The 26048-nt window shown below is 52.8% G+C and carries 29 protein-coding genes and 1 pseudogene; 18 read left to right on the plus strand and 12 right to left on the minus strand.

What is annotated here, in order from left to right:
• The first annotated feature begins 39 nt into the window (after nt 1–39).
• On the plus strand, nt 40–936 hold the full coding sequence (locus tag AC534G_RS24415) for a dihydrodipicolinate synthase family protein (RefSeq protein WP_110496315.1): 897 nt from the start codon (nt 40–42) through the stop codon (nt 934–936).
• 41 nt (nt 937–977) lie between these two features.
• Here AC534G_RS24415 and kdgT read toward each other — a convergent pair whose 3' ends face one another.
• Nucleotides 978–1961 carry a 2-keto-3-deoxygluconate transporter gene (gene kdgT / locus AC534G_RS24420; protein ID WP_038635946.1) on the minus strand — a complete coding sequence of 328 codons (984 nt, stop codon included), beginning with the start codon at nt 1959–1961 and terminating at the stop codon, nt 978–980.
• Nucleotides 1962–2197: 236 nt separating this feature from the next.
• A complete protein-coding gene (gene sodA, locus AC534G_RS24425; RefSeq protein ID WP_038635943.1) occupies nt 2198–2818 on the minus strand; it encodes a superoxide dismutase [Mn] in 621 nt (206 codons plus the stop codon).
• Between the two features lie 288 nt (nt 2819–3106).
• Here sodA and rhaT point away from each other — a divergent pair, with 288 nt between their 5' ends.
• Nucleotides 3107–4141, plus strand: coding sequence for an L-rhamnose/proton symporter RhaT (gene rhaT, locus AC534G_RS24430; RefSeq protein ID WP_110496317.1), 1035 nt, complete (start codon nt 3107–3109; stop codon nt 4139–4141).
• A gap of 89 nt (nt 4142–4230) precedes the next feature.
• Here the strand turns inward: rhaT and AC534G_RS24435 are convergent.
• The 4 genes and pseudogenes from AC534G_RS24435 to rhaS form a co-directional block, all read right to left on the minus strand.
• Nucleotides 4231–4711 (minus strand): annotated as a pseudogene (locus AC534G_RS24435) (Hcp family type VI secretion system effector).
• Between the two features lie 186 nt (nt 4712–4897).
• Entirely contained in the window at nt 4898–5608 is a 711-nt protein-coding gene (locus tag AC534G_RS24440) for a hypothetical protein (protein ID WP_110496319.1), read from the minus strand.
• 182 nt (nt 5609–5790) lie between these two features.
• Complete coding sequence (gene rhaR / locus AC534G_RS24445; RefSeq protein ID WP_110496321.1) at nt 5791–6630, minus strand: HTH-type transcriptional activator RhaR; 840 nt, start codon at nt 6628–6630, stop codon at nt 5791–5793.
• Nucleotides 6631–6709: 79 nt separating this feature from the next.
• On the minus strand, nt 6710–7558 hold the full coding sequence (gene rhaS / locus AC534G_RS24450) for an HTH-type transcriptional activator RhaS (RefSeq protein WP_038635932.1): 849 nt from the start codon (nt 7556–7558) through the stop codon (nt 6710–6712).
• A 300-nt stretch (nt 7559–7858) separates the two neighbouring features.
• Here rhaS and rhaB point away from each other — a divergent pair, with 300 nt between their 5' ends.
• The 5 genes from rhaB (at nt 7859) to rhaM (ending at nt 13023) form a co-directional block, all read left to right on the plus strand.
• On the plus strand, nt 7859–9328 hold the full coding sequence (gene rhaB, locus AC534G_RS24455) for a rhamnulokinase (protein WP_110496323.1): 1470 nt from the start codon (nt 7859–7861) through the stop codon (nt 9326–9328).
• Nucleotides 9325–10584, plus strand: a complete 1260-nt coding sequence (gene rhaA, locus AC534G_RS24460) for an L-rhamnose isomerase (RefSeq protein ID WP_042313455.1) — start codon at nt 9325–9327, stop codon at nt 10582–10584. The genes rhaB and rhaA overlap by 4 nt, the downstream gene beginning before the upstream one ends.
• Nucleotides 10585–10727: 143 nt before the next feature.
• Nucleotides 10728–11552, plus strand: coding sequence for a rhamnulose-1-phosphate aldolase (gene rhaD, locus AC534G_RS24465; protein ID WP_069324874.1), 825 nt, complete (start codon nt 10728–10730; stop codon nt 11550–11552).
• A gap of 11 nt (nt 11553–11563) precedes the next feature.
• The gene (gene fucO / locus AC534G_RS24470; protein ID WP_038635920.1) at nt 11564–12712 is read left to right on the plus strand and encodes a lactaldehyde reductase; all 1149 of its coding nucleotides are present in this window, start codon (nt 11564–11566) and stop codon (nt 12710–12712) included.
• Nucleotides 12709–13023: an L-rhamnose mutarotase gene (rhaM, locus tag AC534G_RS24475; RefSeq protein ID WP_110496324.1), complete on the plus strand. Its 315-nt coding sequence runs from the start codon at nt 12709–12711 to the stop codon at nt 13021–13023. The genes fucO and rhaM overlap by 4 nt, the downstream gene beginning before the upstream one ends.
• 56 nt (nt 13024–13079) lie before the next feature.
• Here the strand turns inward: rhaM and AC534G_RS24480 are convergent, their stop codons facing one another.
• Nucleotides 13080–13628 carry a helix-turn-helix domain-containing protein gene (locus AC534G_RS24480; protein WP_003825255.1) on the minus strand — a complete coding sequence of 183 codons (549 nt, stop codon included), beginning with the start codon at nt 13626–13628 and terminating at the stop codon, nt 13080–13082.
• A gap of 101 nt (nt 13629–13729) precedes the next feature.
• On the opposite strand from AC534G_RS24480, the gene AC534G_RS24485 reads away from it, so the two are divergent.
• Together AC534G_RS24485 and AC534G_RS24490 are read left to right on the plus strand one after the other, a co-directional pair.
• Complete coding sequence (locus AC534G_RS24485; protein WP_038635911.1) at nt 13730–14389, plus strand: AzlC family ABC transporter permease; 660 nt, start codon at nt 13730–13732, stop codon at nt 14387–14389.
• Nucleotides 14389–14712 carry an AzlD domain-containing protein gene (locus AC534G_RS24490; protein WP_038635909.1) on the plus strand — a complete coding sequence of 108 codons (324 nt, stop codon included), beginning with the start codon at nt 14389–14391 and terminating at the stop codon, nt 14710–14712. The genes AC534G_RS24485 and AC534G_RS24490 overlap by 1 nt, the downstream gene beginning before the upstream one ends.
• Before the next feature lie 42 nt (nt 14713–14754).
• On the opposite strand, the gene AC534G_RS24495 is transcribed toward AC534G_RS24490, so the two are convergent.
• Nucleotides 14755–14967, minus strand: a complete 213-nt coding sequence (locus tag AC534G_RS24495; RefSeq protein ID WP_038635907.1) for a YdgH/BhsA/McbA family protein — start codon at nt 14965–14967, stop codon at nt 14755–14757.
• A 129-nt stretch (nt 14968–15096) separates the two neighbouring features.
• Here AC534G_RS24495 and AC534G_RS24500 point away from each other — a divergent pair, with 129 nt between their 5' ends.
• Both AC534G_RS24500 and AC534G_RS24505 read left to right on the plus strand, forming a co-directional pair.
• The gene (locus AC534G_RS24500) at nt 15097–15618 is read left to right on the plus strand and encodes a Crp/Fnr family transcriptional regulator (protein ID WP_110496326.1); all 522 of its coding nucleotides are present in this window, start codon (nt 15097–15099) and stop codon (nt 15616–15618) included.
• Between the two features lie 58 nt (nt 15619–15676).
• The gene (locus AC534G_RS24505) at nt 15677–16183 is read left to right on the plus strand and encodes a YgjV family protein (protein WP_085049713.1); all 507 of its coding nucleotides are present in this window, start codon (nt 15677–15679) and stop codon (nt 16181–16183) included.
• On the opposite strand, the gene fdhD is transcribed toward AC534G_RS24505, so the two are convergent.
• On the minus strand, nt 16150–16986 hold the full coding sequence (fdhD, locus tag AC534G_RS24510) for a formate dehydrogenase accessory sulfurtransferase FdhD (RefSeq protein WP_110496328.1): 837 nt from the start codon (nt 16984–16986) through the stop codon (nt 16150–16152). The genes AC534G_RS24505 and fdhD overlap by 34 nt on opposite strands.
• A 194-nt stretch (nt 16987–17180) precedes the next feature.
• Here fdhD and fdnG point away from each other — a divergent pair, with 194 nt between their 5' ends.
• From fdnG to fdhE, 4 genes are read left to right on the plus strand one after another with little or no spacing between them, the layout of a single operon-like run.
• Complete coding sequence (fdnG, locus tag AC534G_RS24515; protein WP_137350704.1) at nt 17181–20231, plus strand: formate dehydrogenase-N subunit alpha; 3051 nt, start codon at nt 17181–17183, stop codon at nt 20229–20231.
• A gap of 12 nt (nt 20232–20243) precedes the next feature.
• A complete protein-coding gene (gene fdoH, locus AC534G_RS24520; protein ID WP_003028691.1) occupies nt 20244–21146 on the plus strand; it encodes a formate dehydrogenase O subunit beta in 903 nt (300 codons plus the stop codon).
• A complete protein-coding gene (gene fdoI, locus AC534G_RS24525; protein ID WP_038635897.1) occupies nt 21143–21778 on the plus strand; it encodes a formate dehydrogenase cytochrome b556 subunit in 636 nt (211 codons plus the stop codon). The genes fdoH and fdoI overlap by 4 nt, the downstream gene beginning before the upstream one ends.
• Nucleotides 21775–22704, plus strand: coding sequence for a formate dehydrogenase accessory protein FdhE (gene fdhE, locus AC534G_RS24530; RefSeq protein ID WP_006686145.1), 930 nt, complete (start codon nt 21775–21777; stop codon nt 22702–22704). The genes fdoI and fdhE overlap by 4 nt, the downstream gene beginning before the upstream one ends.
• 43 nt (nt 22705–22747) lie before the next feature.
• Here the strand turns inward: fdhE and nadS are convergent, their stop codons facing one another.
• A complete protein-coding gene (nadS, locus tag AC534G_RS24535) occupies nt 22748–23035 on the minus strand; it encodes a NadS family protein (protein ID WP_038635893.1) in 288 nt (95 codons plus the stop codon).
• Nucleotides 23036–23347, minus strand: coding sequence for a type II toxin-antitoxin system RelE/ParE family toxin (locus tag AC534G_RS24540; protein ID WP_110496330.1), 312 nt, complete (start codon nt 23345–23347; stop codon nt 23036–23038).
• Between the two features lie 216 nt (nt 23348–23563).
• On the opposite strand from AC534G_RS24540, the gene AC534G_RS24545 reads away from it, so the two are divergent.
• From AC534G_RS24545 to AC534G_RS24555, 3 genes are all read left to right on the plus strand, one after another.
• Nucleotides 23564–24472 (plus strand): alpha/beta hydrolase, encoded by a 909-nt coding sequence (locus AC534G_RS24545; RefSeq protein WP_110496332.1) that lies wholly within the window; start codon nt 23564–23566, stop codon nt 24470–24472.
• Between the two features lie 64 nt (nt 24473–24536).
• Nucleotides 24537–24779 (plus strand): type II toxin-antitoxin system ParD family antitoxin, encoded by a 243-nt coding sequence (locus AC534G_RS24550; RefSeq protein ID WP_069324888.1) that lies wholly within the window; start codon nt 24537–24539, stop codon nt 24777–24779.
• Complete coding sequence (locus AC534G_RS24555; protein WP_085049709.1) at nt 24772–25059, plus strand: type II toxin-antitoxin system RelE/ParE family toxin; 288 nt, start codon at nt 24772–24774, stop codon at nt 25057–25059. Before AC534G_RS24550 ends, AC534G_RS24555 begins: the two co-directional genes overlap by 8 nt.
• 5 nt (nt 25060–25064) lie before the next feature.
• Here the strand turns inward: AC534G_RS24555 and fabY are convergent, their stop codons facing one another.
• The gene (fabY, locus tag AC534G_RS24560) at nt 25065–26006 is read right to left on the minus strand and encodes a fatty acid biosynthesis protein FabY (RefSeq protein WP_032940213.1); all 942 of its coding nucleotides are present in this window, start codon (nt 26004–26006) and stop codon (nt 25065–25067) included.
• Between the last annotated feature and the right edge of the window lie 42 nt (nt 26007–26048).

Genomic DNA, 26048 nt, shown 5'->3' on the forward strand with positions numbered 1-26048 from the left:
CTGGTTTTGAAACATCATTTCAAATAAGGAGTCGACTACGTGACTGGTCAATCGCAATTTGCTGGCGTCTGGTGCCCTTCCATTACGCCAATGGATAATGACGGCAAGATCGATCTCAACGGTCTGAGCCAGCATCTCAAACGTTTAACCGAGGCCAAAATCGACGTGATTTTGCTGATGGGCAGCATCGGGGAGTTTGCTTCCTTTACGCTCGAAGAACGACTGCTGCTGATCCGTGAAGCCCGGGCTATGAGCTCGCTGAAGATGGTCGCCAACGTCTCATCCACCTGCCAGAATGATGTTCTGCTGATGGCGCAGGAAGCATATCGCACAGGTTATGATGCCGTGATGATCCTGCCGCCTTACTACTACGGACAAACGGCGAAACAGCTGCTGAGCTACTTCCGCCAGTTGGGACAGAAACTCAGCGGTAAATGGTTTGCCTATAATTTCCCGGCGCGTACCGGCTGTGATTTAACGCCGGAGCTGGTTGCCACTCTCGCTGCCGAGTTCCCAAATTTCGCCGGCATCAAAGATACCGTCGACTGTCAGTCACATACCCGCAGTATGATTCAGACAACGCGCGCCGTGCGGGAAGATTTTGCCGTACTGTCCGGTTATGACGAATACTACATTCCTAACCTGCTGGCAGGCGGGGCGGGGATTATTTCAGGGTTGAACAACGTTATGCCGGAACTGTTTGTCAGCGCGCGGGAGGCGTTTAAGCAGGGCGACCTGGCGACGCTTCGCGATATTCAGGACCAGATTGGCACCTATATGTCCATCTACGCCATTGGCGAAGATTTTGTCACCACCATCAAAACCGTGGTATCGCGTAAGTTTGGCTACTGCACCGGCGTGTCACGTAATGCTGGCGGAGAGTTGAATGAGGGGGAATGTCGGACTATTGATGAGGTGTTCGTCGTCAAAGGTTAACTGACTAAGCCGGATGGCGCAGACCATCCGGCAAAAGAGGCTTACTTCACGGTACCACGAAGATCAATTTCCGCCGCCCTGGCTTTGACCTTTTTCGACCAGATGGACGTGATAATCGGTACCAGAATGGAGGTCACAATCACCGAGGTCGCCACCAGAGAGGTTGCCGCTGGCGCCATCGGTTTAAATGCCGGAACCATTTCAGCAATCAGTACCGGCGTGGCAACCGCCGCACCCGCAGAGCTGGAAGCGGCAATCCCCGCCGTTCCATCGCCGCCGCCAATCAGTTTATCGGCGATAATCAATGGGATCCCGGTAATGATAATCACCGCCACGCCCAGCAGAATCCCCAGCACGCCGGTCTGCGCAATCACGCTCAAATCAATGGTGTTACCCAGCGCGAAGGCGAAGAACGGGATCAGCGTCTGCACCGCTTTGCTGAAGAACTCCCGCAGTTCAGGGTCCAGATTACCCAGCGCAAAGCCAATCAGGAATGGTAATACAGCCCCCACAAACACGTGCGGTTCAAACGAAGCAATCCCGGCGGTTCCCAGAATAACCATGGTCATCAGCGGGCCTGATTCCAGAGACATCAGAACAAATGCCCCGGCCTCTTCTTTGGTGCCATACTGCTGCATAATCGAGGCGTACAGCCCACCGTTGGTCATATCCATGGCGGCCACCAGCGCCAACGTGGACAACCCGGCGAAGAACCCGACTTCCACACCGTGTTCCGGCAGGATGCGTGAGGCAATTGCCGCCACCACCCACGCCACCAAAATTTTGGTGATGACCAGCGTGCCGGATTTACGCAGCACGGTGCCGGTTGCACTTAGCTTAATCGACGCGCCCATACAAAAAAACCAGACCGCCAGAATAGGCACCGTACCGGTGATCATACCGTTGGTAAATGAGCCGAAATATTTCCCGGCGCCGGGTGAAAAGGTGTGACATAACGCGCCGAGGAAAAGCGGCACCAGCATCATCCCGCCAGGGATTCTCTCTATCGTTCGTTTGATCTGCATTTCCATCACCTGTAGACATAAAAATGGGGCAATTTTTATGGGCGATTGCATCTTGCTTTTGAGATGCGCCCGTCTTGATGAACAGAAGATAGACATTCAGAGGAATTATAAAAGTGATCCCACCCGCACAATAAAACATTGTTTCAATTTAAATGGATCATCGTTCCCATGTTGATTTTGATCACAAAAAAGCCCCCACAAGCAGTGCTTGCAGGGGCATTATTTAAGCGTAGAACTTATTTTTTAGCGGCGAAACGCGCTGCTGCTTCGTCCCAGTTCACCACGTTCCAGAACTCTTTAATGTAGTCTGGACGACGGTTCTGGAATTTCAGGTAGTAAGCGTGTTCCCAAACGTCCAGACCGACGATAGGGAAGCCAGAAGCGCCAGAAATTGCTTCACCCATCAGCGGGGAATCCTGGTTAGCGGTGGAAACAACAGCCAGTTTGTCACCTTGCAGAACCAGCCACGCCCAGCCGGAGCCGAAACGGGTGGCCGCTGCTTTTTCAAATTCAGCTTTGAAGTTGTCAACAGAGCCGAAGTCACGTTCGATAGCCGCTTTCAGATCGCCCTGCAGCGTAGTGCCGGTTTTCAGGCCTTTCCAGAACAGGCTGTGGTTAGCGTGGCCGCCGGCGTTGTTACGCAGTACGGTTTTCTTGTCCGCTGGCAGTTGATCCAGTTTGGTGATCAGCTCTTCAGCCGACAGGCTGGCGAATTCAGGCAGACTTTCCAGCGCAGCGTTTGCGTTGTTTACGTAAGTCTGGTGGTGTTTGGTATGGTGAATTTCCATCGTCTGCTTATCGAAGTGCGGTTCAAGGGCATCATAAGCGTACGGCAGGGATGGCAGTGTATAACTCATAATCATCTCCAGTGTTGTCGGGCGGCCAGTGTTAACGCCGCGTAAGCAGTTGGGTCATTATAGTTAATTAAATGATATTGAAAATGATTATCAATGCCGTACTTTTTACAAGGTTTTAATCGATCAGTTTATTGTAAAAGATGTGAACCGAATCACCCACTTAACGTGATGATTGCCAACATGCGCAAAATGGCGGCAAGCGTTAAAAGGTTAATACCCTGCGTAATTTTTAAACTCGTCAGGTCGGAGGGGTCATTACCGACGATAAAAAATAACGAGGATTAAGTCATGAGTAACGCGATTACGATGGGTATCTTTTGGCATTTGATAGGCGCAGCCAGTGCAGCTTGTTTCTATGCCCCGTTCAAGCAAGTCAAACATTGGTCATGGGAAACGATGTGGTCGGTAGGCGGGATCGTCTCCTGGCTTATCCTTCCGTGGACTATCAGCGCTATGTTACTTCCCAATTTCTGGGCCTACTTCAGTTCCTTCAGCCTTTCCACACTGGCCCCGGTATTTCTTTTCGGGGCGATGTGGGGGATTGGCAACATTAACTATGGCCTGACCATGCGCTATCTCGGTATGTCGATGGGTATCGGCATTGCGATAGGTATTACGCTGATTGTCGGCACGCTGATGACCCCGATTATCAACGGCAACTTTGATGTGCTGATCAACACCTCCGGCGGACGCATGACGCTGCTTGGCGTGTTGGTCGCACTAATTGGCGTGGGCATTGTTACCCGTGCGGGTCAATTAAAAGAACGCAAAATGGGCATCAAAGCCGAAGAGTTCAACCTGAAAAAAGGGTTGGTTCTGGCGGTCATGTGCGGCATTTTCTCCGCAGGAATGTCATTTGCGATGAACGCCGCGAAACCGATGCACGATGCCGCCGCCGCATTGGGTGTGGACCCGCTGTATGTCGCTCTGCCCAGCTATGTGGTTATCATGGGCGGTGGTGCGCTGGTCAACCTGGGTTTTTGCTTCATTCGTCTGGCAAAAGTGAAGAACTTGTCGATAAAAGCCGACTTCTCGCTGGCAAAACCGCTGATCATCAGCAACGTGCTACTCTCCGCGCTCGGTGGCTTGATGTGGTATCTGCAATTTTTCTTCTACGCCTGGGGCCACGCGCGTATTCCGGCACAGTATGACTATGTAAGCTGGATGCTGCACATGAGTTTCTATGTCCTGTGCGGCGGGATTGTTGGTCTGGTATTGAAAGAGTGGAAAAACACGGGTCGACGTCCGGTCAGCGTGCTGAGCCTCGGCTGCGTGGTGATTATCGTCGCGGCAAACATTGTCGGTCTGGGAATGGCCAGCTAAGCATGTTGGGTACTGAGATGACGCCACTGGCTCGGCGTCATCTATCGTTAGTTTGATACACACAAATTTTTATTTGCCAGATTAATTTTTTAATAGGTAGTACGGTGATTCCATTCATCGGTATAGATGATATTACCATCGCAATGCTTCCAGGTGATTTTCTCGTAGCGAAGCAGTACCGTTTCAAGATGTGTACCTGTTGATGAGCCGGGATACAAATCAGGCGTGATGGACGTAAGCTTTACGTTGTGAAGAATGATGTTGAAATATTCCTTTTCAATCCCTGCTTCATTAATTGAGTACATTTTGTATCGTCGCTGATTTGAGCGTAGCTCCGGTACTTAATGCTCTGTACAAAAAAGGTGTAACCCGGTCGAATTCTTTTTGAAACATGATGGGTGCATGAATTCGCGTACCCGTTAGGCGCCCTGTATTACTATCAACCGGGATATTGATGTTGTGAGTCAGTGACTTTATTTCAATAGCTCCGACACGTCCGACAACCAGAGATGAGCCTGACATAGGAGAACCATTTTCATCTGTTAGCCACAAATAAGCTGGGTTAGACATTTAAACTCCTTTTATTTAAACTTGGTGAACCGTGAAGTCAATCGGGGAAACAACCACATCAGAATAATAAGTGTAATTAATGTTAGCAATAAACAATATTTAGGGAACAGATGAAGCCATAATAAACCAAAGCCTATTACCAGAACTGGAAACACTACACCTTCTAATAAAAGTGTTATCAAACTCTTAAACACTAAAATCCCCCTGTAAAAAATCAGCTAAGTCATCAAGATTTGAGAAGAGTTGAGACTTTGCTCTGCTAATCATTTTGGAAATTGCTGGTTCGACAAAATAATGCATTTCAAGCTTTGCCTGATATAAAATCCAATAATAATCTGAATCCACTGCTTTTAGATGACGGGCAGCAAGCGCACACTTTTGTTGAACGCCGAAAAACTGAAGCACGAATACTGCTTGTGGTAGCTTTGCAGATAGACGTTCAACAATGATTTTAGACATGAAACCAGACTGAGACAACGCAAGAGAAGCCGCGGAAGCAAAAGCGTACCTGGTCCCTCCTGCAATATTCATATGAGAAGCTATTGCTGACATTTTTCTGATTAACTGACGCGCCGAACCTTCTGGATTACCTTCATCAACATCATCACTTATCATTTTGAAGTACAAATAGAGCATATATGCAATTACATCACGATATCTATATATAGACTCTATGGAATAGAGTGTTCTTATTTCTTCAGTCTTTAAGTCCTGACAAACATCATTGTATTGCGGTATAAAGCATGATGAATACCAACTAGCTCGCTCCATACCCGAATATATATCTGAAGCAACTCCCCGGGCTGACTGCAAAACTCCACCAACCGCATTCTGAGTGGTTAGCGCCAGCCGCCTGTCATTTTGAAATTTCATTCTTAAATAGTCAGAAGCCTGCATTGTTTAACGCCCAATAATTTCTGGTAAATTATTTCAACATACGCTCATCATTCTCTCCTGATAATGGTCGTTATTCCTATTTTAGGCTTTATTTACAGAAGTGAGCCATCGCGAAATTTTCAATTTTTGGAGGGATCGCTGTCAGATTTTATCATCTTGATATCCGACGTAATCATGGTTACTCACTCAGCCAGATGACGCCACTGGCTCGGCGTCATCCCGGTTTCCCGCGTAAACACCACCGAAAAGTAGTTACTGTCCTCAAAGCCACAGCGCATGGAAATCTCACTAATCATTAACCGGCTGTGCTTGAGCAGATACTGAGCATGGCAGACCCGCACCTGGCGGAGATACTGGTTGATGGTCATCCCGGTCTGGCTGCGAAACTGCTGGCGCAAAACGCGTTCGCTGCACTGTTCGCGCTCGCAAAATTTATCCAGTTCGAAAGCATGCTCATGACTCCCGGCTAATGCGGTAATGAGTTTATCCAACAGCGTTTCACTCGACGTTGCCGGGAGCGTATCTGTCGCATAACGATGGCGTTTAAGGAGGGTCACCAGTTGCCCGAACAGCAGTTCCGCCATGTTAAAAGCCTGCGCATCGCGTTGATTGCTTTCATGCTCAAGCTGGCTTATCACCTGCCTGGCCTGAGTCATGCCAACGCTGCCGAGTCGCCAGTGCGGCTGCCGTGGCGTACCGTTAAATCCGGGGATCGCCCCTTCCCAGTCAACATTCAGCGTTAACCGCTCCGGGCAGTAGATGATATTTTGCAAAACAAGGTCATTTACGGACGTGTAGGAATGTTTGTCTTCAGCGCGAATGTAAAACAGATCGCCACGGGTTATCCGGTACGGACGATCGTTAAGAACATGCAGACCATTGCCGCGCCAGACCAGGACCAGCTCGCAAAATTCATGGGTATGTTCCGCAAAGACATCCTGCGGATAACGGTCAGCCACGGCGACAGCCTGCTGCTCATGCGCGAAAAAGTCTGATGTCAGAAGGATTAGCTGATTCGCCATCACAATATTCCCTGCCATCCGGCGTTAAGGAACATGATTATCTGAGATTCGGCGGTAAAAAACGTTGATAGCTTTCGCGTTACTGCAGGCTGCTTCCCGCAATGAGATCGCGCCCCTGACGAATATCGCGTGGCGACCAATTAAACTCCCGGCGAAAAAGCGTCGAAAAGTGATTACTGTCGCCGAAACCGCAGAGATACGCGATATCCGTCACGCTGTCCTCACTATGACGAAGCAGATGTCTCGCTTTAATAAGCCTCAGGCGGTTAAGGTAGCGCTGGGGCGTCAATCCCGTTTGTTGTTTAAGCTGGCGGTGCAGTGTGCGCAAAGAGAGCGAAAACTTTTCGGCCAGCGCCTCCCAGCACACCTCGTCAGCAAAGTTATCTTCCAGCCACGCCATCAGAAGGTTAAGCCGCGCATCGTTATCGGTTGCCGCTGCCATCAGGCTGCTTTTACGCAACACGACCAGTAGCTGCATAAACAGAATTTCACGATTTGCCGCCGTCGGCGTATCCATTCCTTCACCGAGCGCTTCCATTTGCCCCACCAACTGTCGGACCTGCTGTAGTACCCCCTGGTTTACCCGCCAATGGGATGGGTACTGCCCATTCTGTTCCTGAGGTAAAAGCTGATTCAGCCCGGCTAAAAATTGAAACGCATCCGGGGAGCGATACAGGACATTGGTCAGACACAAATTGTCAGTATGTTCATATAAATGCCGGTCATGATCGCGGACGAAACACACCGTACCACCGCTGATGGCATACGGTTGCCCGTTGAACACGTGGATCCCCGTACCATGCTCGACCACCACAATTTCATGAAAATCATGATGATGTTCAGGAAACGCGGGTTGAGGAAGCCGCGGTTCAATAGCCACTGGCGCTTTACCTGTCGGAAAAAAGTCTACGCAATGCAGTACAGTCATGACGGCTCCCCCTGTTTAGCGAATATGGCTGAATAGTAATTAAGGGTTACTACCCTCACCTTAAATTTTTGACGCCAAAGTGCGTAAACATGGTCAATTCTTCAAGATACGGTGGGAAAGATCGGGAATTGCGGAAGGCGTCACATCTGCCCGAATCCGCCCCATGAGTAGAAACTGTGAACATCATCACGTTCACCTTTGCCATGTTGCCAGCCGCTAATTGTGCCTGTCACTGTTAAGAAGGTACGTCTTATCGGGGGTTCTTAGACTGAGTGCAATAAAACTCAGAAGGACCTCGCTATGACTTTTCGCCATTGTGTCGCTGTCGATCTCGGCGCATCCAGCGGGCGCGTAATGCTGGCGCGTTACGACAGTGAACACCGCACCCTGACGCTGCGTGAAATCCACCGCTTCGTTAACTGTCTACAAAAAACGGACGGTTTTGACACCTGGGACATCGACAGCCTGGAAAACGACATTCGTCTGGGTCTGAAGAAAGTCTGCGATGAAGGCATTCGGATAGACAGCATCGGTATTGATACCTGGGGGGTGGATTACGTACTGGTCGATAACGCCGGTCAGCGCGTCGGTCTGCCGATCTCTTACCGTGATAATCGCACGACAGGCATTATGTCGCTGGCGATGGTGCAACCGGGTAAAAACGAGATTTACCGGCGTAGCGGTATTCAATTTCTCCCCTTTAACACCCTGTATCAGTTGCGCGCGCTGGTTGAACAGCAACCAGAATTGCTCCCGCAGGTGGCGCATGCCCTGCTGATCCCCGACTACTTCAGTTTTCGCCTGACCGGTGAAATGAATTGGGAATACACCAATGCCACCACCACCCAGTTAGTCAATATCAATACCGACGACTGGGATGACACGCTGCTGGCGTGGACCGGGGCAGACAAAGCCTGGTTTGGTCGCCCGACGCATCCGGGGAACGTCATTGGCCACTGGATTTGCCCGCAGAAAAATCAAATTCCTGTCGTGGCGGTTGCCAGTCACGACACGGCCAGCGCAGTCATTGCTTCGCCGCTCGCCGATAAAAACAGCGCGTATCTCTCTTCCGGCACCTGGTCGCTGATGGGGTTTGAGAGCAGAACACCGTATACCAACGATGCGGCATTGGCGGCGAATATCACCAACGAAGGCGGCGCGGAAGGGCGCTACCGGGTACTGAAAAATATCATGGGACTATGGCTGCTCCAGCGCGTATTAAAAGAGCGCCAGATCGACGACCTGCCAACGCTTATCGCCGAAACGCAAGCGCTACCAGCCTGCCAGTTCCTGATCAACCCGAACGACGATCGCTTTATCAACCCCGACGATATGAGTGCGGAAATTCAGGCGGCCTGTCGTGAATCGGGCCAACCTGTTCCTCTGCAAAACGCCGAACTGGCGCGCTGTATCTTCGACAGCCTGGCGCTGCTGTATGCCGACATTCTGCAAGAGCTGGCGGACCTGCGTGGCGCAGCGTTTAGCCAATTGCACATTGTTGGTGGCGGTTGCCAGAACGCGTTACTGAATCAGCTGTGCGCGGATGCCTGCGGTATTCGCGTTATGTCCGGGCCGATTGAGGCCTCCACGCTCGGCAACATCGGCATCCAGTTGATGACGCTGGACGAGCTTAACAACGTCGATGATTTCCGTCAGGTAGTGCGCGCCAACTACGACCTGACCACCTTCATTCCCAATCCGGAAAGTGAAATTGCCCGCTACCAGGCGCAGTTTCAATCACTACGACAGACAAAGGAGCTTTGCGCATGACCACTCAACTTGAACAAGCCTGGGAACTGGCAAAACTGCGTTTCGCCGCGGTAGGTATTGATGTCGAGGCGGCCTTACGCCAGCTCGATCGTCTGCCGGTCTCCATGCACTGCTGGCAGGGCGATGACGTCGCCGGTTTCGAAAACCCGGAAGGCTCGCTCACTGGCGGAATTCAGGCTACCGGCAATTATCCCGGCAAAGCGCGCAACGCGACCGAACTGCGTGCCGATCTGGAGCAGGCGCTGAGCCTGATACCGGGTCCAAAACGCCTGAATCTGCATGCGATCTATCTGGAATCCGATACGCCGGTTGCCCGCGACCAAATCAAACCGGAACACTTCAAAAACTGGGTTGAGTGGGCGAAAGCAAACCAGTTAGGGCTGGATTTCAACCCGTCCTGCTTTTCTCATCCGCTGAGCGCCGACGGCTTCACGCTGGCCCATGCCGATGACCACATTCGCCAGTTCTGGATTGACCACTGCAAAGCCAGCCGTCGCGTCTCGGCGTATTTTGGCGAACAGTTGGGTACGCCGTCGGTAATGAACATCTGGATCCCGGACGGTATGAAAGATATCACCGTTGACCGTTTAGCGCCGCGCCAGCGCCTGCTGGAAGCACTGGACGAAGTGATCAGCGAGAAACTCGACCCGGCGCACCATATTGACGCCGTTGAGAGCAAGCTGTTTGGCATCGGCGCTGAAAGCTACACCGTCGGCTCCAACGAGTTCTATATGGGCTACGCCACCAGCCGCCAGACCGCGCTGTGCCTGGATGCGGGACACTTCCATCCGACTGAAGTGATTTCCGACAAAATCTCCGCCGCCATGCTGTATGTACCGCGCCTGCTGCTGCACGTCAGTCGTCCGGTGCGCTGGGACAGCGATCACGTGGTGCTGCTGGATGATGAAACTCAGGCAATTGCCAGCGAAATCGTCCGCCACAACCTGTTTGATCGCGTACACATCGGTCTCGACTTCTTCGACGCTTCCATTAACCGCATCGCGGCATGGGTTATCGGCACCCGCAATATGAAAAAAGCCCTGCTGCGCGCGCTGTTAGAACCAACCGAGCAACTGCGTCAGCTCGAAGCCAGCGGCGACTACACCGCACGTCTGGCCCTGCTGGAAGAACAAAAATCACTGCCGTGGCAGGCCGTCTGGGAAATGTATTGCCAGCGCCACGACACGCCAGCGGGCAGCCAGTGGCTGGATAGCGTTCGCGCCTATGAAAAAGAGATCCTGAGCAAACGTAGCTGATAGCGACACCTGAACTGTAGGCCGGATAAGACGCCCCGCGTCGCCATCCGGCAATAAATAAAACACGATTGCCGGATGGCGCTGCGCTTATCCGGCCTACGTAAGACCCGATAACCTTCGGGCAATAAATGGGAGCACCGAACATGCAGAACATTACTCATTCCTGGTTTGTCCAGGGGATGATCAAAGCCACATCCGATGCGTGGCTGAAAGGCTGGGATGAACGTAACGGCGGCAACCTGACGCTGCGCCTGGATGAAGCGGATATCACGCCATTTAGCGGCAATTTCCACGAAAATCCGCGCTATATCGCGCTGAGTCAACCCATGCCATTGCTGGCGAATACGCCATTTATCGTCACCGGCTCGGGTAAATTTTTCCGTAACGTTCAGCTCGATCCGGCGGCAAATTTAGGCGTAGTGAAAGTGGACAGCGACGGTGCGGGCTATCACATCCTTTGGGGCCTGACCCACGAAGCGGTGCCAACCTCCGAATTGCCAGCCCACTTCCTCTCTCACTGCGAACGTATTAAAGCGACGAACGGCAAAGATCGCGTGATCATGCACTGCCACGCCACCAACCTGATCGCCCTGACCTATGTGCTGGAAAACAACACCGCACTGATCACCCGCAAACTGTGGGAAGGCAGCACCGAGTGCCTGGTGGTGTTCCCGGATGGCGTCGGCATTTTGCCGTGGATGGTGCCGGGTACGGATGAAATCGGCCAGGCGACCGCGCAGGAAATGCAGAAGCATTCGCTTGTTTTGTGGCCGTTCCATGGTGTGTTCGGCAGCGGCCCCTCCCTCGATGAAGCATTCGGTTTGATCGATACCGCTGAGAAATCCGCTGAGGTTTTAGTCAAAATCTATTCGATGGGCGGTATGAAGCAGACCATCACGCGTGAAGAACTGGTCGCACTCGGCAAACGTTTTGGCGTGACTCCGCTGGCAAGCGCACTAGCATTATAAGGAGAATAGTGATGAGCTTTATGTTGGCACTACCCAAAATTAGCCTGCATGGCGCTGGAGCGATTGCCGATATGGTGAACCTCGTGGCGAATAAGCAATGGGGCAAAGCGCTGATCGTTACCGATGGTCAATTGGTGAAACTGGGCCTGCTGGATAGCCTGTTTAGCGCGCTGGATGAACATCAAATGTCTTACCACCTGTTTGATGAGGTATTCCCAAACCCGACAGAAGAGCTGGTGCAGAAAGGTTTTGCGACGTATCAGAGCGCAGAATGTGACTACATTATCGCCTTTGGCGGCGGCAGTCCGATCGATACCGCTAAAGCAGTGAAAATCCTGACCGCCAACCCAGGCCCTTCTACCGCATACTCCGGCGTGGGCAAAGTGAAAAATGCCGGCGTTCCGCTGGTCGCCATCAATACCACCGCCGGCACTGCTGCAGAAATGACCAGCAATGCGGTGATTATCGACTCTGCTCGCAAGGTTAAAGAGGTGATCATCGACCCGAACATCATCCCGGATATCGCCGTGGATGATGCCAGCGTGATGCTGGAAATCCCGGCTTCCGTTACCGCCGCAACCGGCATGGACGCCCTGACTCACGCGGTGGAAGCCTATGTTTCCGTCGGCGCGCACCCACTCACTGACGCCAATGCGCTGGAGGCCATTCGCCTGATTAATCTGTGGCTACCGAAAGCGGTCGATGATGGCCACAACCTCGAAGCCCGTGAGCAAATGGCATTTGGTCAATATCTGGCGGGTATGGCATTTAACAGCGCCGGTCTTGGTCTGGTGCATGCGCTGGCGCACCAGCCGGGCGCAACCCACAACCTGCCGCACGGCGTCTGCAACGCCATCCTGCTGCCGATAATCGAAAACTTTAACCGACCGAACGCCGAGGCTCGCTTTGCCCGAGTGGCGCAGGCGATGGGCGTCGATACCCGCGGCATGAGCGATAAAGCGGCAAGCATGGAAGCCATCAACGCCATTCGCGCCCTGAGCAAGCGGGTAGGTATTCCAGCCGGTTTCAGCCAGCTTGGCGTGACCAAAGAGGATATTGAAGGCTGGTTAGATAAAGCGTTGGCCGATCCATGCGCGCCGTGTAACCCGCGCATCGCCAGCCGCGATGAAGTCCGCGAGCTGTATCTGGAGGCGTTATGATCCGCAAAGCGTTTGTGATGCAGGTGAATGCCGACGCGCACGTTGAGTACCAGCGTCGGCACAATCCCATCTGGCCAGAACTGGAATCACTACTGAAACAACACGGCGCCCATCACTACGCGATTTATCTCGATCAGGAGCGTAATCTGCTGTTCGCCACCGTGGAGATTGAGTCCGAGGAGCGCTGGAATGCCGTTGCCAGCACCGACGTTTGCCAGCGTTGGTGGAAACATATGCGTGACGTGATGCCAGCCAACCCGGACAACAGCCCGGTCAGCACAGAGCTAAAAGAAGTGTTTTATCTGCAATAATCTTGTAGGCCGGATAAGGCGCTAAGCGCCGCATCCGGCACAACGCAACATAGCAGTTAGTTCTGCTCTGAAACCAGAATCGCCTGAGTATCCGGCTCCAGCGCTTTAAAGATATGCGCCCGATCGGCGGGGTAACAAATGTAGTCACCCTCACCTAACTCTTCCGGCGCTTCCGTCAATCCCACCATCGCCTTACCTTGCGTCACGATAATATGTTCAACTGATCCCGGTGGATGCGGCTGTGAAATACGATCCGCGCCCGGCTGCGTCAGCAGCAAATAGATATCCCGCCGCGCGCCCGGTGGGCAGGCGGCCAGTAAAATGGCCTGGTAGTGGGCCTGCTCCGCCACCACTTTTGTCCCTTCGCCGCGGCGAATTACCTGCGTTTTTTGCTCCTGCGGTTCCAGCAGGCGCGCAAAAGGGATATCCAACGCCACACACAGCGACCACAGCGTTTCCAGACTAGGGTTGCCATTTCCTGCTTCCAACTGTGAGAGCGTCGATTTTGCAATCCCCGCGCGGCGGGCAATCTCTGCCAGTGACAAACCGGTGCGCTGACGTTCACGCACCAGGCTTTTCGCGATCATACTGATGGGCTGGGTCATTCACGACTCCCTGTTTTTTATATCGAACAAATCGTTCGACTTGTAAAGCTAAATGGTTGCGTTCATTATAATGGAAATTCGTTCGATATGGCTAAAATGGTATGAAACATTATTTTTCCTGTCTCAAAGGCGACACGCTGAAAGCAATATTTCTCGTCTGTCTGGCCGTCGGCGTTGTCGGCATGTCATATGGCTCGCTGGCGATGGCTTACGGTTTCCCGCTGTGGGTACCGTTTGTGCTTTCAATTACGGTACTGGCAGGCGCGTCCGAGTTTATGTTTATCGGCATCGTCGCCAGCGGCGGTAACCCACTGGCGGCGGCGGCTGCCGGTTTACTGGTGAACGCCCGGCACGTGCCGTTTGGCGTCACGGTGCGTGACCTGGTGGGCTCCCGGGCCGCCAGTTTCCTCGGCTGCCATATCATGAACGACGAAAGCGTAGTGTTCGGCCTGTCGCAAAAAACGCCGGAACAGCGTAAAGCCGCCTACTGGCTATGCGGCCTGGGCGTCGCCATTTTCTGGCCAATTGGCACGCTGATTGGCGCAGGTGTCGGTAAACTGCTCCCGGCCCCGGAAACCATCGGTCTGGATGCCGTTTTCCCGGCTATTTTGCTGGCGTTAGTGGTTCCGGCCTTTAAAAATCGGACCACGCTGATCCGCGCCTGTAGCGGTGCCGCGCTGTCGCTCGCATCTATACCTTTCGCGCCGGTGGGCCTGCCGGTACTGCTCTCACTGTTTGGTTTACTGACGAGGAAAAAATAATGGGCAACATGACGCTGTTTATCGTTGGTATCGCCATATTATCTCTGGGAACGTATTTAATGCGTTTAGGCGGAGCAAAACTGGGGAGTCGTTTAGCGTTCTCGGAACGCTCGCAGGCCCTGCTTTCTGATGCCGCAACGGTATTGCTGTTTTCCGTCGCGCTGGCAACCACCTTTTATGAAGGTGAACACTTTGCTGGAATGGCGCGTGTTCTTGGGGTTGGCTTCGCGGTCTTTCTCGCCTGGCGCAAAATGCCGCTGATCGTGGTGATCGTTGCCGCCGCTGTGGTGACCGCGCTGTTGAGGATGGCGGGCATAAACTAAAAAAGCGCCTCAAAGGCGCTCTTTCTACAGTACTGAGGTATCTTATTTCAGCAGTTCAGCGGTCATGTGCACGCGGTTACCGGTGTAAGCCTGGGTGATTTTATAATCGCTGGCGCCTGCACGTTCAGCCTGAGCGGCAATGCTTGCTTCAGCACTTTCCAGCGTAGAACCCGTTGCGGTAACAGTCTGAGCAGCGAATGAACCGAAAGAAGTAGCCAGAGCGATAACTGCGACAAAAGTTTTGATGCTTTTCATGATATAAACCCTTTAACTTAGTTGTTTGAGTAAGGCACCGTGCCTTGATGTGATAAATAATAGCCATCTCATCACACAACTAAAAGCGGAAGGATTTGCCAATCTTATTCAAATTATTTGAGTAATAAAATGTCAATTGAACACAAGCAAACATTGTTGTCAGGCTGTCGAAAAAAGCGACAACCCGCGGGTGCCTGGTTGCATCGCCAGGGTGAGCCTCAAAACAAGATATACGTTCTGCATCAAGGCGTTGCTCGCGCGGTTTACCACTCTCCACATGGCTCAGAACGGGTTAAAGAGTTCTACTTTGCCGGGGAGTACTGCTTTCTGTACCTGAACTGGCTGACCAAAACGCCTGCTGATTACAGTCTGCAAATGATTACCGCAGGAGAAACCAGCGAAATTTCTTTGGCTTTGCTGGATGCGCCGGAAAATCAGGATATTAAGACCCAGCTACTGATTCAGCAATTGATCTACAAAGAGAAAAAAGAGCAAATGCTACTGCTCAATACCCCAGAGCAGCGCTACCGGTATGTACAAACACACTTCCCGGACTGGGAGTCGCAGCTCACTCAGCGCGATCTCGCCAACTATATCGGTATTAATCCCGTTAGCCTGTCTCGTATTCGCCAGCGCCTTAACAAAAGCTAACGCCTTATGTGAATGCGTCGAGTATTGTCCCGCCACTCTGCAACGGTTGGCGCACATTATGAACGCATTTCTTCTCTCTCAGATTCTGGCCGGTATCAGCTTCTTGCTGGATATTTCCGCTTTTCATTTTCAACGCCGGGCCATCACCTTATCTCTGCTCACCACCTCAACTTCCCTGCTCGCTATCCATTTCTCCCTTTTGGATCAAGATGCTGCGGCTGGGTTAATGGTCATCGCCGCATGCCGCTACGCGACGGCCATCGTCACGTTTCACCGCTGGGCTATGTGGGGTTTTATGCTGGGGTCGCTGCTGTGTAGCGTTTATCTTTGGCAAAACCTGTCGAGCATTTTGCCGCTGATGGGAAGCCTGCTGATGACCTTTGCGTCGTTTCAAAAACGCAGTGGGAAACTACGCGGATACACATTGTGCGGCAGTCTGTGTTGGCTACTGAACAATGTGATTGTCGGCTCGCCCGTTGCCGTAATAATGGAACTGGCATTTTCAGGCAGTATCCTGGCCGCCTGGTGGCGTCACTTCGCGATCAGACGCTCCGGATGCGTATAGATTGTCGCCCTGCCTGGTTTGCAAAAACCCACCAGCGTCAGGTTACAGCGTTCGGCAACTTCCACCGCGAGCGTTGTCGCCGCAGAAACGGCAAACAAAATCTCCACGCCGCACATTGCCGACTTCTGCACCATCTCGTAGCTGGCGCGGCTGGAAACTAATACCGCGCCCTGTTGCCAGGTTTCCCCTTCGAGCGCCCGACGCCCCAGCAGTTTATCCAGCGCGACATGACGCCCAACGTCTTCATGTCCACCTGCCAGATGACCTGAAAGCTGTACCCATGCCGCCGCGTGCGTGCAGCCGGTCAGTTGCCCCACGGGCTGGTAATCATGGAGATGCCTTAAGGCGTTATCGAGGAGCGTCAGATCAAATGTCTGGGTAAATGCCAGAGGCTGGACCGGTTTGCCGATGTCATTGAGCTGCTCCACGCCGCAAACGCCACAACCGGTGCGACCAGCCAGTGCGCGACGACGCTCCTTCAACCCCATAAAACGGCGGCTGGATAGCTCAATCTGAACTTCTAATCCGTTGCAGGAAGGAACCACGTCCATCCCGTAAATATCTTGCGGGGACTCAATAATGCCTTCAGAAAGTGAAAAACCCATCGCGAAATGCTCAAGATCTTTCGGTGACGCCATCATCACCACATGTGAAATTCCGTTATAGACCAGCGCAACAGGCACTTCTTCAGCGACCTCATCAGGCTGAGGATGTTGCAAATCCTCGCGCTTCCAGAGCGTCAATTGGCGCGATCCTGTCGGAGATGTCACATTCTTAATGTTTTCTTGAATAATCTTATTCACTTTCTTTTAACCATATTGGAACACGCATACCAACATTGTGGTATTCTTTACAAATCCCTCCTGGACGGAGGGAAATTCACCCAATTCTGGACCTTTGCGGTCCCGTCCGCAAAGAAAAATAACAACCACTTCCCACGCGTTGGCATGGCAGAAATGCGAAGGGAATGTGACAATGTCGAAACAAGGAGCAAACCATGCAGGTCAGCAGAAGGCAGTTCTTTAAGATCTGCGCTGGCGGTATGGCAGGCACCACGGCAGCAGCACTGGGCTTTGCACCCGGTGTAGCGCTCGCGGAAACACGGCAATATAAACTGCTGCGCACCCGCGAAACCCGTAACACCTGCACCTACTGTTCCGTTGGCTGTGGGCTGTTAATGTACAGCCTCGGTGACGGAGCAAAAAACGCCAAAGCATCCATCTTCCATATTGAAGGGGACCCGGATCACCCGGTGAACCGCGGCGCGCTGTGCCCGAAAGGCGCAGGTCTTGTGGACTTCATCCACTCTGAAAGCCGTTTGAAATTCCCGGAATACCGCGCACCAGGCTCAGATAAGTGGCAGCAAATTAGCTGGGATGAGGCATTCGACCGCATCGCTAAGCTGATGAAAGAAGACCGCGACGCTAACTACGTTGCACAAAACGCCGAAGGCGTAACCGTTAACCGCTGGCTTTCTACCGGGATGCTGTGTGCATCCGCTTCCAGTAACGAAACCGGCTATTTGACGCAAAAATTCTCCCGCGCGCTGGGTATGCTCGCGGTCGACAACCAGGCGCGTGTCTGACACGGACCAACGGTAGCAAGTCTTGCTCCAACATTTGGTCGCGGTGCGATGACCAACCACTGGGTCGACATTAAAAACGCCAACCTCGTTGTGGTGATGGGCGGTAACGCCGCTGAAGCTCACCCGGTCGGGTTCCGCTGGGCGATGGAAGCGAAAATTCACAACGGCGCCAAGCTGATTGTCATTGATCCTCGCTTTACGCGCACCGCAGCGGTGGCTGATTTCTATGCCCCCATTCGTTCCGGTACTGACATTGCCTTCCTGTCAGGCGTCATGCTGTACCTGCTGAATAACGAAAAATTCAACCGCGAATATACCGAGGCCTATACCAACGCCAGCCTGATCGTGCGTGAGGATTATGGCTTCGAAGATGGCCTGTTTACCGGCTACGACGCGGACAAACGCAAGTATGACAAAACCAGTTGGAACTATGAGCTGGATGAAAACGGCTTCGCCAAACGCGATGTGACTCTGCAACATCCGCGCTGTGTATGGAACCTGCTCAAACAGCACGTCTCCCGCTATACGCCGGAGGTCGTAGAGAATATCTGCGGTACGCCGAAGGCCGATTTCCTGAAGGTCTGTGAATACATTGCAGAAACCAGCGCCAAAGACAAAACCGCATCGTTCCTGTACGCGCTGGGCTGGACGCAACACTCCGTGGGTGCGCAAAACATCCGTACGATGGCGATGATCCAGTTGCTCCTCGGCAATATGGGCATGGCCGGCGGCGGCGTTAACGCCCTGCGTGGTCACTCCAACATTCAGGGACTGACCGATCTTGGTCTGCTGTCACAGAGTCTGCCGGGTTATCTGACGCTGCCAAGCGAAAAACAGACCGACCTGCAAACCTACCTTGCCGCCAACACGCCAAAACCGCTGCTGGAAGGCCAGGTAAACTATTGGGGCAATTACCCGAAATTCTTCGTTTCGATGATGAAAGCCTTCTTTGGCGATAAAGCGACAGCGGAAAACAGCTGGGGCTTCGACTGGCTGCCGAAGTGGGATAAAGGGTACGACGTCCTGCAGTACTTCGAGATGATGAACCAGGGCAAAGTGAATGGCTATATCTGCCAGGGCTTTAACCCGGTCGCCTCATTCCCGAACAAAAACAAGGTCGTGGCTTCACTGTCCAAACTGAAGTATCTGATCACTATCGACCCGCTCAACACGGAAACCTCCACCTTCTGGCAGAACCATGGTGAGTCGAACGATGTTGATCCGTCGAAAATCCAGACCGAAGTATTCCGTCTGCCGTCCACCTGCTTTGCCGAAGAGAACGGTTCGATCGTCAACTCTGGTCGCTGGCTGCAGTGGCACTGGAAAGGCGCGGATGCCCCAGGGATTGCCGCAACCGATGGCGAAATCCTCGCCGGTATCTTCCTGCGTCTGCGCAAGATGTATGCCGAACAAGGTGGCGCGAACCCGGAACAGGTGCTGAGCATGACCTGGAACTACTCCACACCGCATGAACCGGCTTCGGAAGAAGTGGCGATGGAGAGCAACGGGAAAGCGCTGGCTGATATTATCGACCCGGCAACCGGCGCGGTAATCGTCAAGAAAGGCCAACAGCTCAGCTCGTTCGCCCAACTGCGTGATGACGGCACGACCTCCAGCGGCTGCTGGATTTTTGCCGGTAGCTGGACGCCGGAAGGTAATATGATGGCGCGACGCGATAACGCCGACCCGTCGGGCCTTGGCAATACGCTGGGTTGGGCCTGGGCATGGCCGCTTAACCGCCGCATTCTTTATAACCGTGCTTCCGCAGACCCGCAGGGGAATCCGTGGGATCCAAAACGTCAGATCCTGAAATGGGATGGCGCGAAATGGAGCGGGATGGATATTCCAGACTATAGCGCCGCCGCACCGGGTACTGACGTTGGGCCGTTCATCATGCAGCCGGAAGGGATGGGACGCCTGTTTGCTATTGATAAGATGGCGGAAGGACCATTCCCGGAACACTACGAGCCGTTTGAAACGCCGCTCGGCACTAACCCGCTGCACCCGAACGTTATCTCTAACCCTGCCGCGCGTATCTTTAAAGGTGACGCGGAAGCGCTGGGTAAAGCGGATAAGTTCCCGTATGTCGGTACAACCTATCGTCTGACCGAGCACTTCCACTACTGGACCAAGCATGCGTTGCTGAACGCCATCGCCCAGCCGGAGCAGTTTGTGGAAATTGGCGAGAAGCTGGCGAATAAGCTCGGCATCTCCCATGGCGATACCGTTAAAGTTTCCTCTAACCGCGGCTACATCAAGGCCAAAGCAGTGGTGACCAAACGTATTCGTACGCTACAGGCCAACGGTAAGGATATCGATACCATCGGTATTCCGATTCACTGGGGCTACGAAGGTGTGGCGAAAAAAGGCTTTATCGCTAACACGTTAACGCCATTCGTCGGTGATGCGAACACGCAGACGCCGGAATTTAAGTCCTTCCTCGTGAACGTGGAAAAGGTGTAACGGAGACGACCTATGGCTTATCAATCGCAAGACATCATTCGTCGATCCGCCACTAACGGTTTCACCCCCGCGCCTCAGGCGCGGGATCACCAGGAAGAGGTGGCGAAACTTATCGACGTCACGACCTGCATCGGCTGTAAAGCCTGTCAGGTTGCGTGTTCCGAGTGGAACGACATCCGTGATGAAGTGGGCAACAACGTTGGGGTGTACGATAACCCGGCTGATTTGACCGCCAAATCCTGGACGGTGATGCGCTTCTCGGAAGTGGAACAGAACGACAAACTTGAGTGGCTGATCCGCAAGGATGGCTGTATGCACTGCGCCGATCCAGGCTGCCTGAAGGCATGCCCGGCTGAAGGCGCAATCATTCAGTATGCCAACGGCATCGTCGACTTCCAGTCCGAGCAGTGCATCGGCTGCGGCTACTGCATTGCTGGCTGTCCGTTCGATGTGCCGCGCCTCAACCCGGAAGACAACCGCGTCTACAAATGTACGCTGTGCGTCGACCGTGTGGTGGTCGGGCAAGAACCGGCCTGCGTGAAAACTTGCCCAACCGGGGCGATTCATTTCGGCACCAAAGAGTCGATGAAAACGCTGGCCGGTGAGCGCGTGGCGGAACTGAAAACGCGTGGCTACGAAAACGCGGGCCTGTACGATCCGGCAGGCGTTGGCGGTACGCATGTGATGTACGTATTGCACCATGCCGACAAGCCGAATCTGTACCACGGTCTGCCGGAGAACCCGGAAATCAGCGCCACCGTGAAGTTCTGGAAAGGCATCTGGAAACCGTTGGCAGCGGTCGGCTTCGCAGCGACGTTTGCGGCCAGTATCTTCCACTACGTCGGTGTGGGTCCAAACCGTGCGGAAGAGGAAGAAGACAATCTGCATGAAGAGAAAGACGAGGTGCGCAAATGAAACGACGTGACACCATCGTGCGCTACACGGCGCCGGAACGCATCAACCACTGGGTAACCGCCTTCTGCTTTATTCTGGCGGCAGTGAGCGGGATGGGTTTTCTCTTCCCGTCTTTTAACTGGCTGATGCACATCATGGGCACGCCGCAACTGGCGCGAATTGTGCACCCGTTTGTCGGCGTGATCATGTTTGCCTCGTTTATCATCATGTTTTTCCGTTACTGGCACCATAATCTAATCAATCGGGATGATATCTTTTGGGCGAAGAATATTCGTAAGATTGTCGTCAACGAGGAAGTAGGTGACACGGGACGTTATAACTTCGGCCAGAAATGCGTATTCTGGGCGGCGATTATCTTCCTGGTGCTGTTACTGGTGAGCGGAGTGATCATCTGGCGTCCGTATTTTGCGCCTGCTTTCTCAATCCCGGTGATCCGATTCGCGTTAATGCTGCATTCATTTGCCGCAGTAGCGTTAATTGTGGTTATCATGGTGCACATTTACGCCGCCCTTTGGGTGAAAGGCACCATTACCGCGATGGTGGAGGGATGGGTTACTAAATCGTGGGCGAAGAAACATCATCCGCGCTGGTACCGTGAAGTCCGCCAGAAACAGGAAAAATCATCTGAATGAGTATTCGCATAATCCCGCAAGATGAGCTGGGTTCGAGCGAGAAACGCACGGCGGATATGATTCCGCCGTTATTGTTCCCCAGACTCAAAAATTTGTATAACCGCCGTGCTGAACGTCTGCGCGAGCTGGCCGAAAACAACCCGCTGGGCGATTATCTGCGCTTTGCCGCGCTGATCGCCCACGCACAAGAAGTGGTACTGTACGATCATCCGCTGCAGATGGATCTGACCGCTCGTATCAAAGAAGCGAACGATCAGGGCAAGCCGCCGCTGGATATCCACGTCCTGCCACGCGACAAACATTGGCAAAAACTGCTGCAATCGCTAATTGCTGAGCTGAAGCCGGAGATGAGCGGCCCTGCACTGGCCGTAATCGAGAATCTGGAAAAAGCCTCTGAGCAGGAACTGGAGCTGATGGCCAGCGCGCTGTTTGCCTCAGATTTTGCCTCCGTCAGCAGCGACAAAGCCCCGTTTATTTGGGCTGCGCTGTCGCTCTACTGGGCACAGATGGCAAGCCTGATCCCCGGCAAAGCGCGCGCTGAGTACGGCGAACAACGCCAGTTCTGTCCGGTATGCGGTTCGATGCCGGTCTCCAGCGTGGTGCAAATCGGCACAACGCAGGGACTACGTTATTTGCACTGCAACCTGTGCGAAACCGAATGGCACGTGGTGCGCGTGAAGTGCAGCAACTGCGAACAGAGCCGCGATTTGAACTACTGGTCGCTGGATAACGAGCAGGCGGCAATTAAAGCGGAAAGCTGCGGCGACTGCGGGACTTACCTGAAGATTCTCTACCAGGAAAAAGACCCGAAAGTCGAGGCCGTGGCCGACGACCTCGCGTCACTGATGCTGGACGCCCACATGGAGCAAGAAGGCTTTGCCCGCAGCTCCATCAACCCGTTCCTGTTCCCGGGTGAAGGGGAGTAAGTTTTAAGATCTTCCCTCGGTAAGTGAACCTGGCTGCCGGGGGTTATCTTAGCGCCTGAATGACATGTTTTGGATCGTTGGCAATGGCGCGTAACAACGCTTTTGCTGGACCGGTCGGTGAACGACGCCCCTGTTCCCAATTTCGCAACGTATCCACACTTACCGATATCAAATCTGCGAAACGGGTCTGTGATAATCCCGATGACTGGCGGATTTCCTTTATTTTCATGGCGTCGATATGAAAGGTGCGGGAAGGTTGCCGCGTTCCTTCAGCAATCTCATTCATCTGAACCATACTTTGAGTTAATCGCTCAAATAGTGCCTTATCCATTTACCACCCCTCATTCAACATCCGCAGCAGTACTTTTTCTTGTGGAGTCAGATCATCCTTGATCCCTTTCTGATAAATCAGCAACAATCGAATTTGTGATTGTCTGATTTGATGAAAGTAGATAATCCTCACACCGCCACGTTTTCCTTTCCCTCGCGCTCTCCAGCGAACCTTTCTCAGGCCCCCCGTTTCTTGTATCAGATCGCCGCAATCGGGCTGAATCGCAAGGAATATCTGTAATCTACGGTATTCATCATCATCCAGTAATTTTTTGACGTCTTCAGTGAAGATTTCCGTTTCTATGAATAACATTTCAGTACGCCATTGGACTATATTAATAGAAATTGACTATACGTCAATGGCGTATAGTGCGTTTTTCTCACAATACAGAATTCAAACCGCAGAAACCAATGATGGTATTTAATGTGCGAGCCGCTTTCCAGAATCGTACGCAGCCCAATTTTTCCATTTTCATTCGTACCGAATCGGGTTATAAAACTGTATATCCATACAGAAAAGGGAATAAAAATGGCACTGGAAAGCGGGATTGCGCAGTTAGTGGAGGAATTTATCGCGGTGGGGCGCCCCTCTTCTCGTAAGCAGAATATTGATGACCGGAGAGCAAACTACATCGCCAGTACGATGCTGGCAGGGGAAACAGAAACCCGCGTCCAGGTTGAAGATATTGAACTCGATGCCATGACGTTTCGCGTGGTTTCGCCACGGGACACCATGGGAAAGCTACCCTGTGTTATCTATTATCACGGCGGCTGCTTTGTCAGCGGTGGTTTTGCTACTCACGATAACCAGCTAAGGCAGTTAGCTTTTTACAGCGGCTGTCGCGTAATTGCGGTGCAGTACCGCCTTGCGCCAGAGCACACCTTCCCGGCAGCCCATAACGATGCCGAAGCCGGAGCCAATACTATCTGGAAATATGCCCATAAACTGGGGATAGACCGCGCGAACATTACGCTTGCCGGTGACAGCGCGGGCGGGCATCTGGCGCTGGTCACCGCGCTACGCCTGAAAGCCGCCCGTCAATGGCAACCTGCACAGCTGATGCTGATCTATCCCATGCTGGACGCCACCGCCAGATTTGAGAGCTACGCCCGTAACGGGCAGGATTACATTATCACGCGTGACACGCTGCTTTCAGGCTACGAGATGTATATGCCGCAAACCGATCCACTGCATCCTGAAGCCAGTCCGCTCTGGCGTGAAGACTTCACCGGTCTGCCACCCACGCACATCATTACTGCCGAATTCGACCCACTGCGCGATGAAGGCGAGGCCCTGTATCAACGGTTCCAGGAACAGGGTGTGGAATGCACTTGCCAGCGCTATCTCGGTGTCATTCATGGCTTTTTCCAGCTCGGAGGCGTGAGCCAGGCGGCACGAAGCGCCATGCGGGATATGGCCTGGCGGCTTGGTCAGTAAGTTTGTTCATATTTTCGTCCACGGGTGCTATCTTGTGTGAATAGATAACACAGAGGACAAACCTATGCCCAGAACTACCAGCATTACAATTGGCGAGCATCTCGATCGTTTTGTTAACGAAATGATTGAAAGTGGGCGCTATGGTTCCACCAGCGAAGTTGTCCGTTCGGCATTACGTTTACTGGAGGAACAAGAATTGCGAAATAGCGCATTACGCGACGCGCTGGAGGATGGGATACACAGCGGCACAAGCGACCTGACTCTACAGGAGGTCGCGCAAAGGAAAAAGCGCAGCCTGAATGTATAAACTCTCTAATCAGGCAGTCGAAGACTTTGAATCTATCTATGAATACACCTGGAGAAAATTCGGTTATCAACAGGCAGATAAATACACTACTGAGATGGAACAGCTTTTTTTACTGTTAGAGAAAAACGCTTTGATGGGGCGCAACCGTTCTGAGATTAAGGAAGGTACCCGTCAATACAATCATCGACAACATGCGATTTTTTATCAAAATGCGGATTATGGCATTCTCATAATCCGCATTTTACATCAGCAAATGAACCCAATATTACATTTCAGCTAGAGGAGCTACTCTTCCTCATTCCCGCCCTCTTCATACGCGCCAAACGGTTTCGCGGGTAGGACAATATACGTGCCTTCAAACACGACGCCTGGCGAGTCATCGCCAAATACCTCGACCTGCATCTTCACACGCGCCTTACGCCCTCTCGCCAGACGGTCGAGATCGCCACTCAGCGAGCCCAGGTCGGCGATGGCGGTAGGCTTCCCGGTGATCGGCCTGCTGTAGCGGATATGTGCATCGGCAAGGATAATGGTTCCCCCCAGATGACGTTCGCGCAGCATCAGCCAGATCAGCCCCCACCCCGTTAACGTGGCCAGAGAAAACAGGCTCCCGGCAAACAGAGTATGGTGCGGATTCTGATTCCCCGTCTCGGGCATCGTCGTAATAAATTTCTGCCCGGTATACTGTTGAATACGCACGCCCATTTTCTCACTCAAGGGAATATGTTCGTACCAGGCTTGCTGTAACTGTCCGCACCAGTCGCCGCGATGGAGAATATCGTCCAATGTAGCGATGGGCTTAATCATCAAAAAGTGGCGCACCGGCGTGGTTTGCGGTGTGGTGATCTCTCCCTGGCTCACAAACCCCAGTTTGGCGAAAAATTCGACCGCATCTTCACGGGCGCTACAAGTTACGCGCTTTACCCCTTCCTGACGCGCTACAGATTCCAGGGTCATCGCCATCAGCGTACCCAGTCCTTTCTCCTGCACGGAAGGGTCAACAGCCATAAAGCGTATGGAGGCTTCGTTATCCGCATTGATATACAGACGTCCTACCGCGACCAGATTCCCCTCTTCGTCCACCACCATCTGGTGATGCGCCATTGCGTCCCAGGCATCCCGTTCGGAGCCTTTTGGCTGGTGCAACGGTTTACGCAGCATCTCCCAGCGAAACTGGTAGTAACGCTCCAACTCTTCTTCTGTTTGCGGTACTCGAAGGTGATACATAGCTGTACTCTCTCTTGTTGCCCGCGGCCACACCGGTAGCTG

The organism is Citrobacter sp. CRE-46 (assembly GCF_059615875.1).

Coding starts and splice junctions, on each gene's coding strand:
- kdgT (WP_038635946.1), bottom strand. CDS start 1,961: ATGCAGATCAAACGAACGATAGAGAGAATCCCTGGCGGGATGATGCTG.
- sodA (WP_038635943.1), bottom strand. CDS start 2,818: ATGAGTTATACACTGCCATCCCTGCCGTACGCTTATGATGCCCTTGAA.
- rhaT (WP_110496317.1), top strand. CDS start 3,107: ATGAGTAACGCGATTACGATGGGTATCTTTTGGCATTTGATAGGCGCA.
- AC534G_RS24440 (WP_110496319.1), bottom strand. CDS start 5,608: ATGCAGGCTTCTGACTATTTAAGAATGAAATTTCAAAATGACAGGCGG.
- rhaR (WP_110496321.1), bottom strand. CDS start 6,630: ATGGCGAATCAGCTAATCCTTCTGACATCAGACTTTTTCGCGCATGAG.
- rhaS (WP_038635932.1), bottom strand. CDS start 7,558: ATGACTGTACTGCATTGCGTAGACTTTTTTCCGACAGGTAAAGCGCCA.
- rhaB (WP_110496323.1), top strand. CDS start 7,859: ATGACTTTTCGCCATTGTGTCGCTGTCGATCTCGGCGCATCCAGCGGG.
- rhaA (WP_042313455.1), top strand. CDS start 9,325: ATGACCACTCAACTTGAACAAGCCTGGGAACTGGCAAAACTGCGTTTC.
- rhaD (WP_069324874.1), top strand. CDS start 10,728: ATGCAGAACATTACTCATTCCTGGTTTGTCCAGGGGATGATCAAAGCC.
- fucO (WP_038635920.1), top strand. CDS start 11,564: ATGAGCTTTATGTTGGCACTACCCAAAATTAGCCTGCATGGCGCTGGA.
- rhaM (WP_110496324.1), top strand. CDS start 12,709: ATGATCCGCAAAGCGTTTGTGATGCAGGTGAATGCCGACGCGCACGTT.
- AC534G_RS24480 (WP_003825255.1), bottom strand. CDS start 13,628: ATGACCCAGCCCATCAGTATGATCGCGAAAAGCCTGGTGCGTGAACGT.
- AC534G_RS24485 (WP_038635911.1), top strand. CDS start 13,730: ATGAAACATTATTTTTCCTGTCTCAAAGGCGACACGCTGAAAGCAATA.
- AC534G_RS24490 (WP_038635909.1), top strand. CDS start 14,389: ATGGGCAACATGACGCTGTTTATCGTTGGTATCGCCATATTATCTCTG.
- AC534G_RS24495 (WP_038635907.1), bottom strand. CDS start 14,967: ATGAAAAGCATCAAAACTTTTGTCGCAGTTATCGCTCTGGCTACTTCT.
- AC534G_RS24500 (WP_110496326.1), top strand. CDS start 15,097: ATGTCAATTGAACACAAGCAAACATTGTTGTCAGGCTGTCGAAAAAAG.
- AC534G_RS24505 (WP_085049713.1), top strand. CDS start 15,677: ATGAACGCATTTCTTCTCTCTCAGATTCTGGCCGGTATCAGCTTCTTG.
- fdoH (WP_003028691.1), top strand. CDS start 20,244: ATGGCTTATCAATCGCAAGACATCATTCGTCGATCCGCCACTAACGGT.
- fdoI (WP_038635897.1), top strand. CDS start 21,143: ATGAAACGACGTGACACCATCGTGCGCTACACGGCGCCGGAACGCATC.
- fdhE (WP_006686145.1), top strand. CDS start 21,775: ATGAGTATTCGCATAATCCCGCAAGATGAGCTGGGTTCGAGCGAGAAA.
- nadS (WP_038635893.1), bottom strand. CDS start 23,035: ATGGATAAGGCACTATTTGAGCGATTAACTCAAAGTATGGTTCAGATG.
- AC534G_RS24540 (WP_110496330.1), bottom strand. CDS start 23,347: ATGTTATTCATAGAAACGGAAATCTTCACTGAAGACGTCAAAAAATTA.
- AC534G_RS24545 (WP_110496332.1), top strand. CDS start 23,564: ATGGCACTGGAAAGCGGGATTGCGCAGTTAGTGGAGGAATTTATCGCG.
- AC534G_RS24550 (WP_069324888.1), top strand. CDS start 24,537: ATGCCCAGAACTACCAGCATTACAATTGGCGAGCATCTCGATCGTTTT.
- AC534G_RS24555 (WP_085049709.1), top strand. CDS start 24,772: ATGTATAAACTCTCTAATCAGGCAGTCGAAGACTTTGAATCTATCTAT.
- fabY (WP_032940213.1), bottom strand. CDS start 26,006: ATGTATCACCTTCGAGTACCGCAAACAGAAGAAGAGTTGGAGCGTTAC.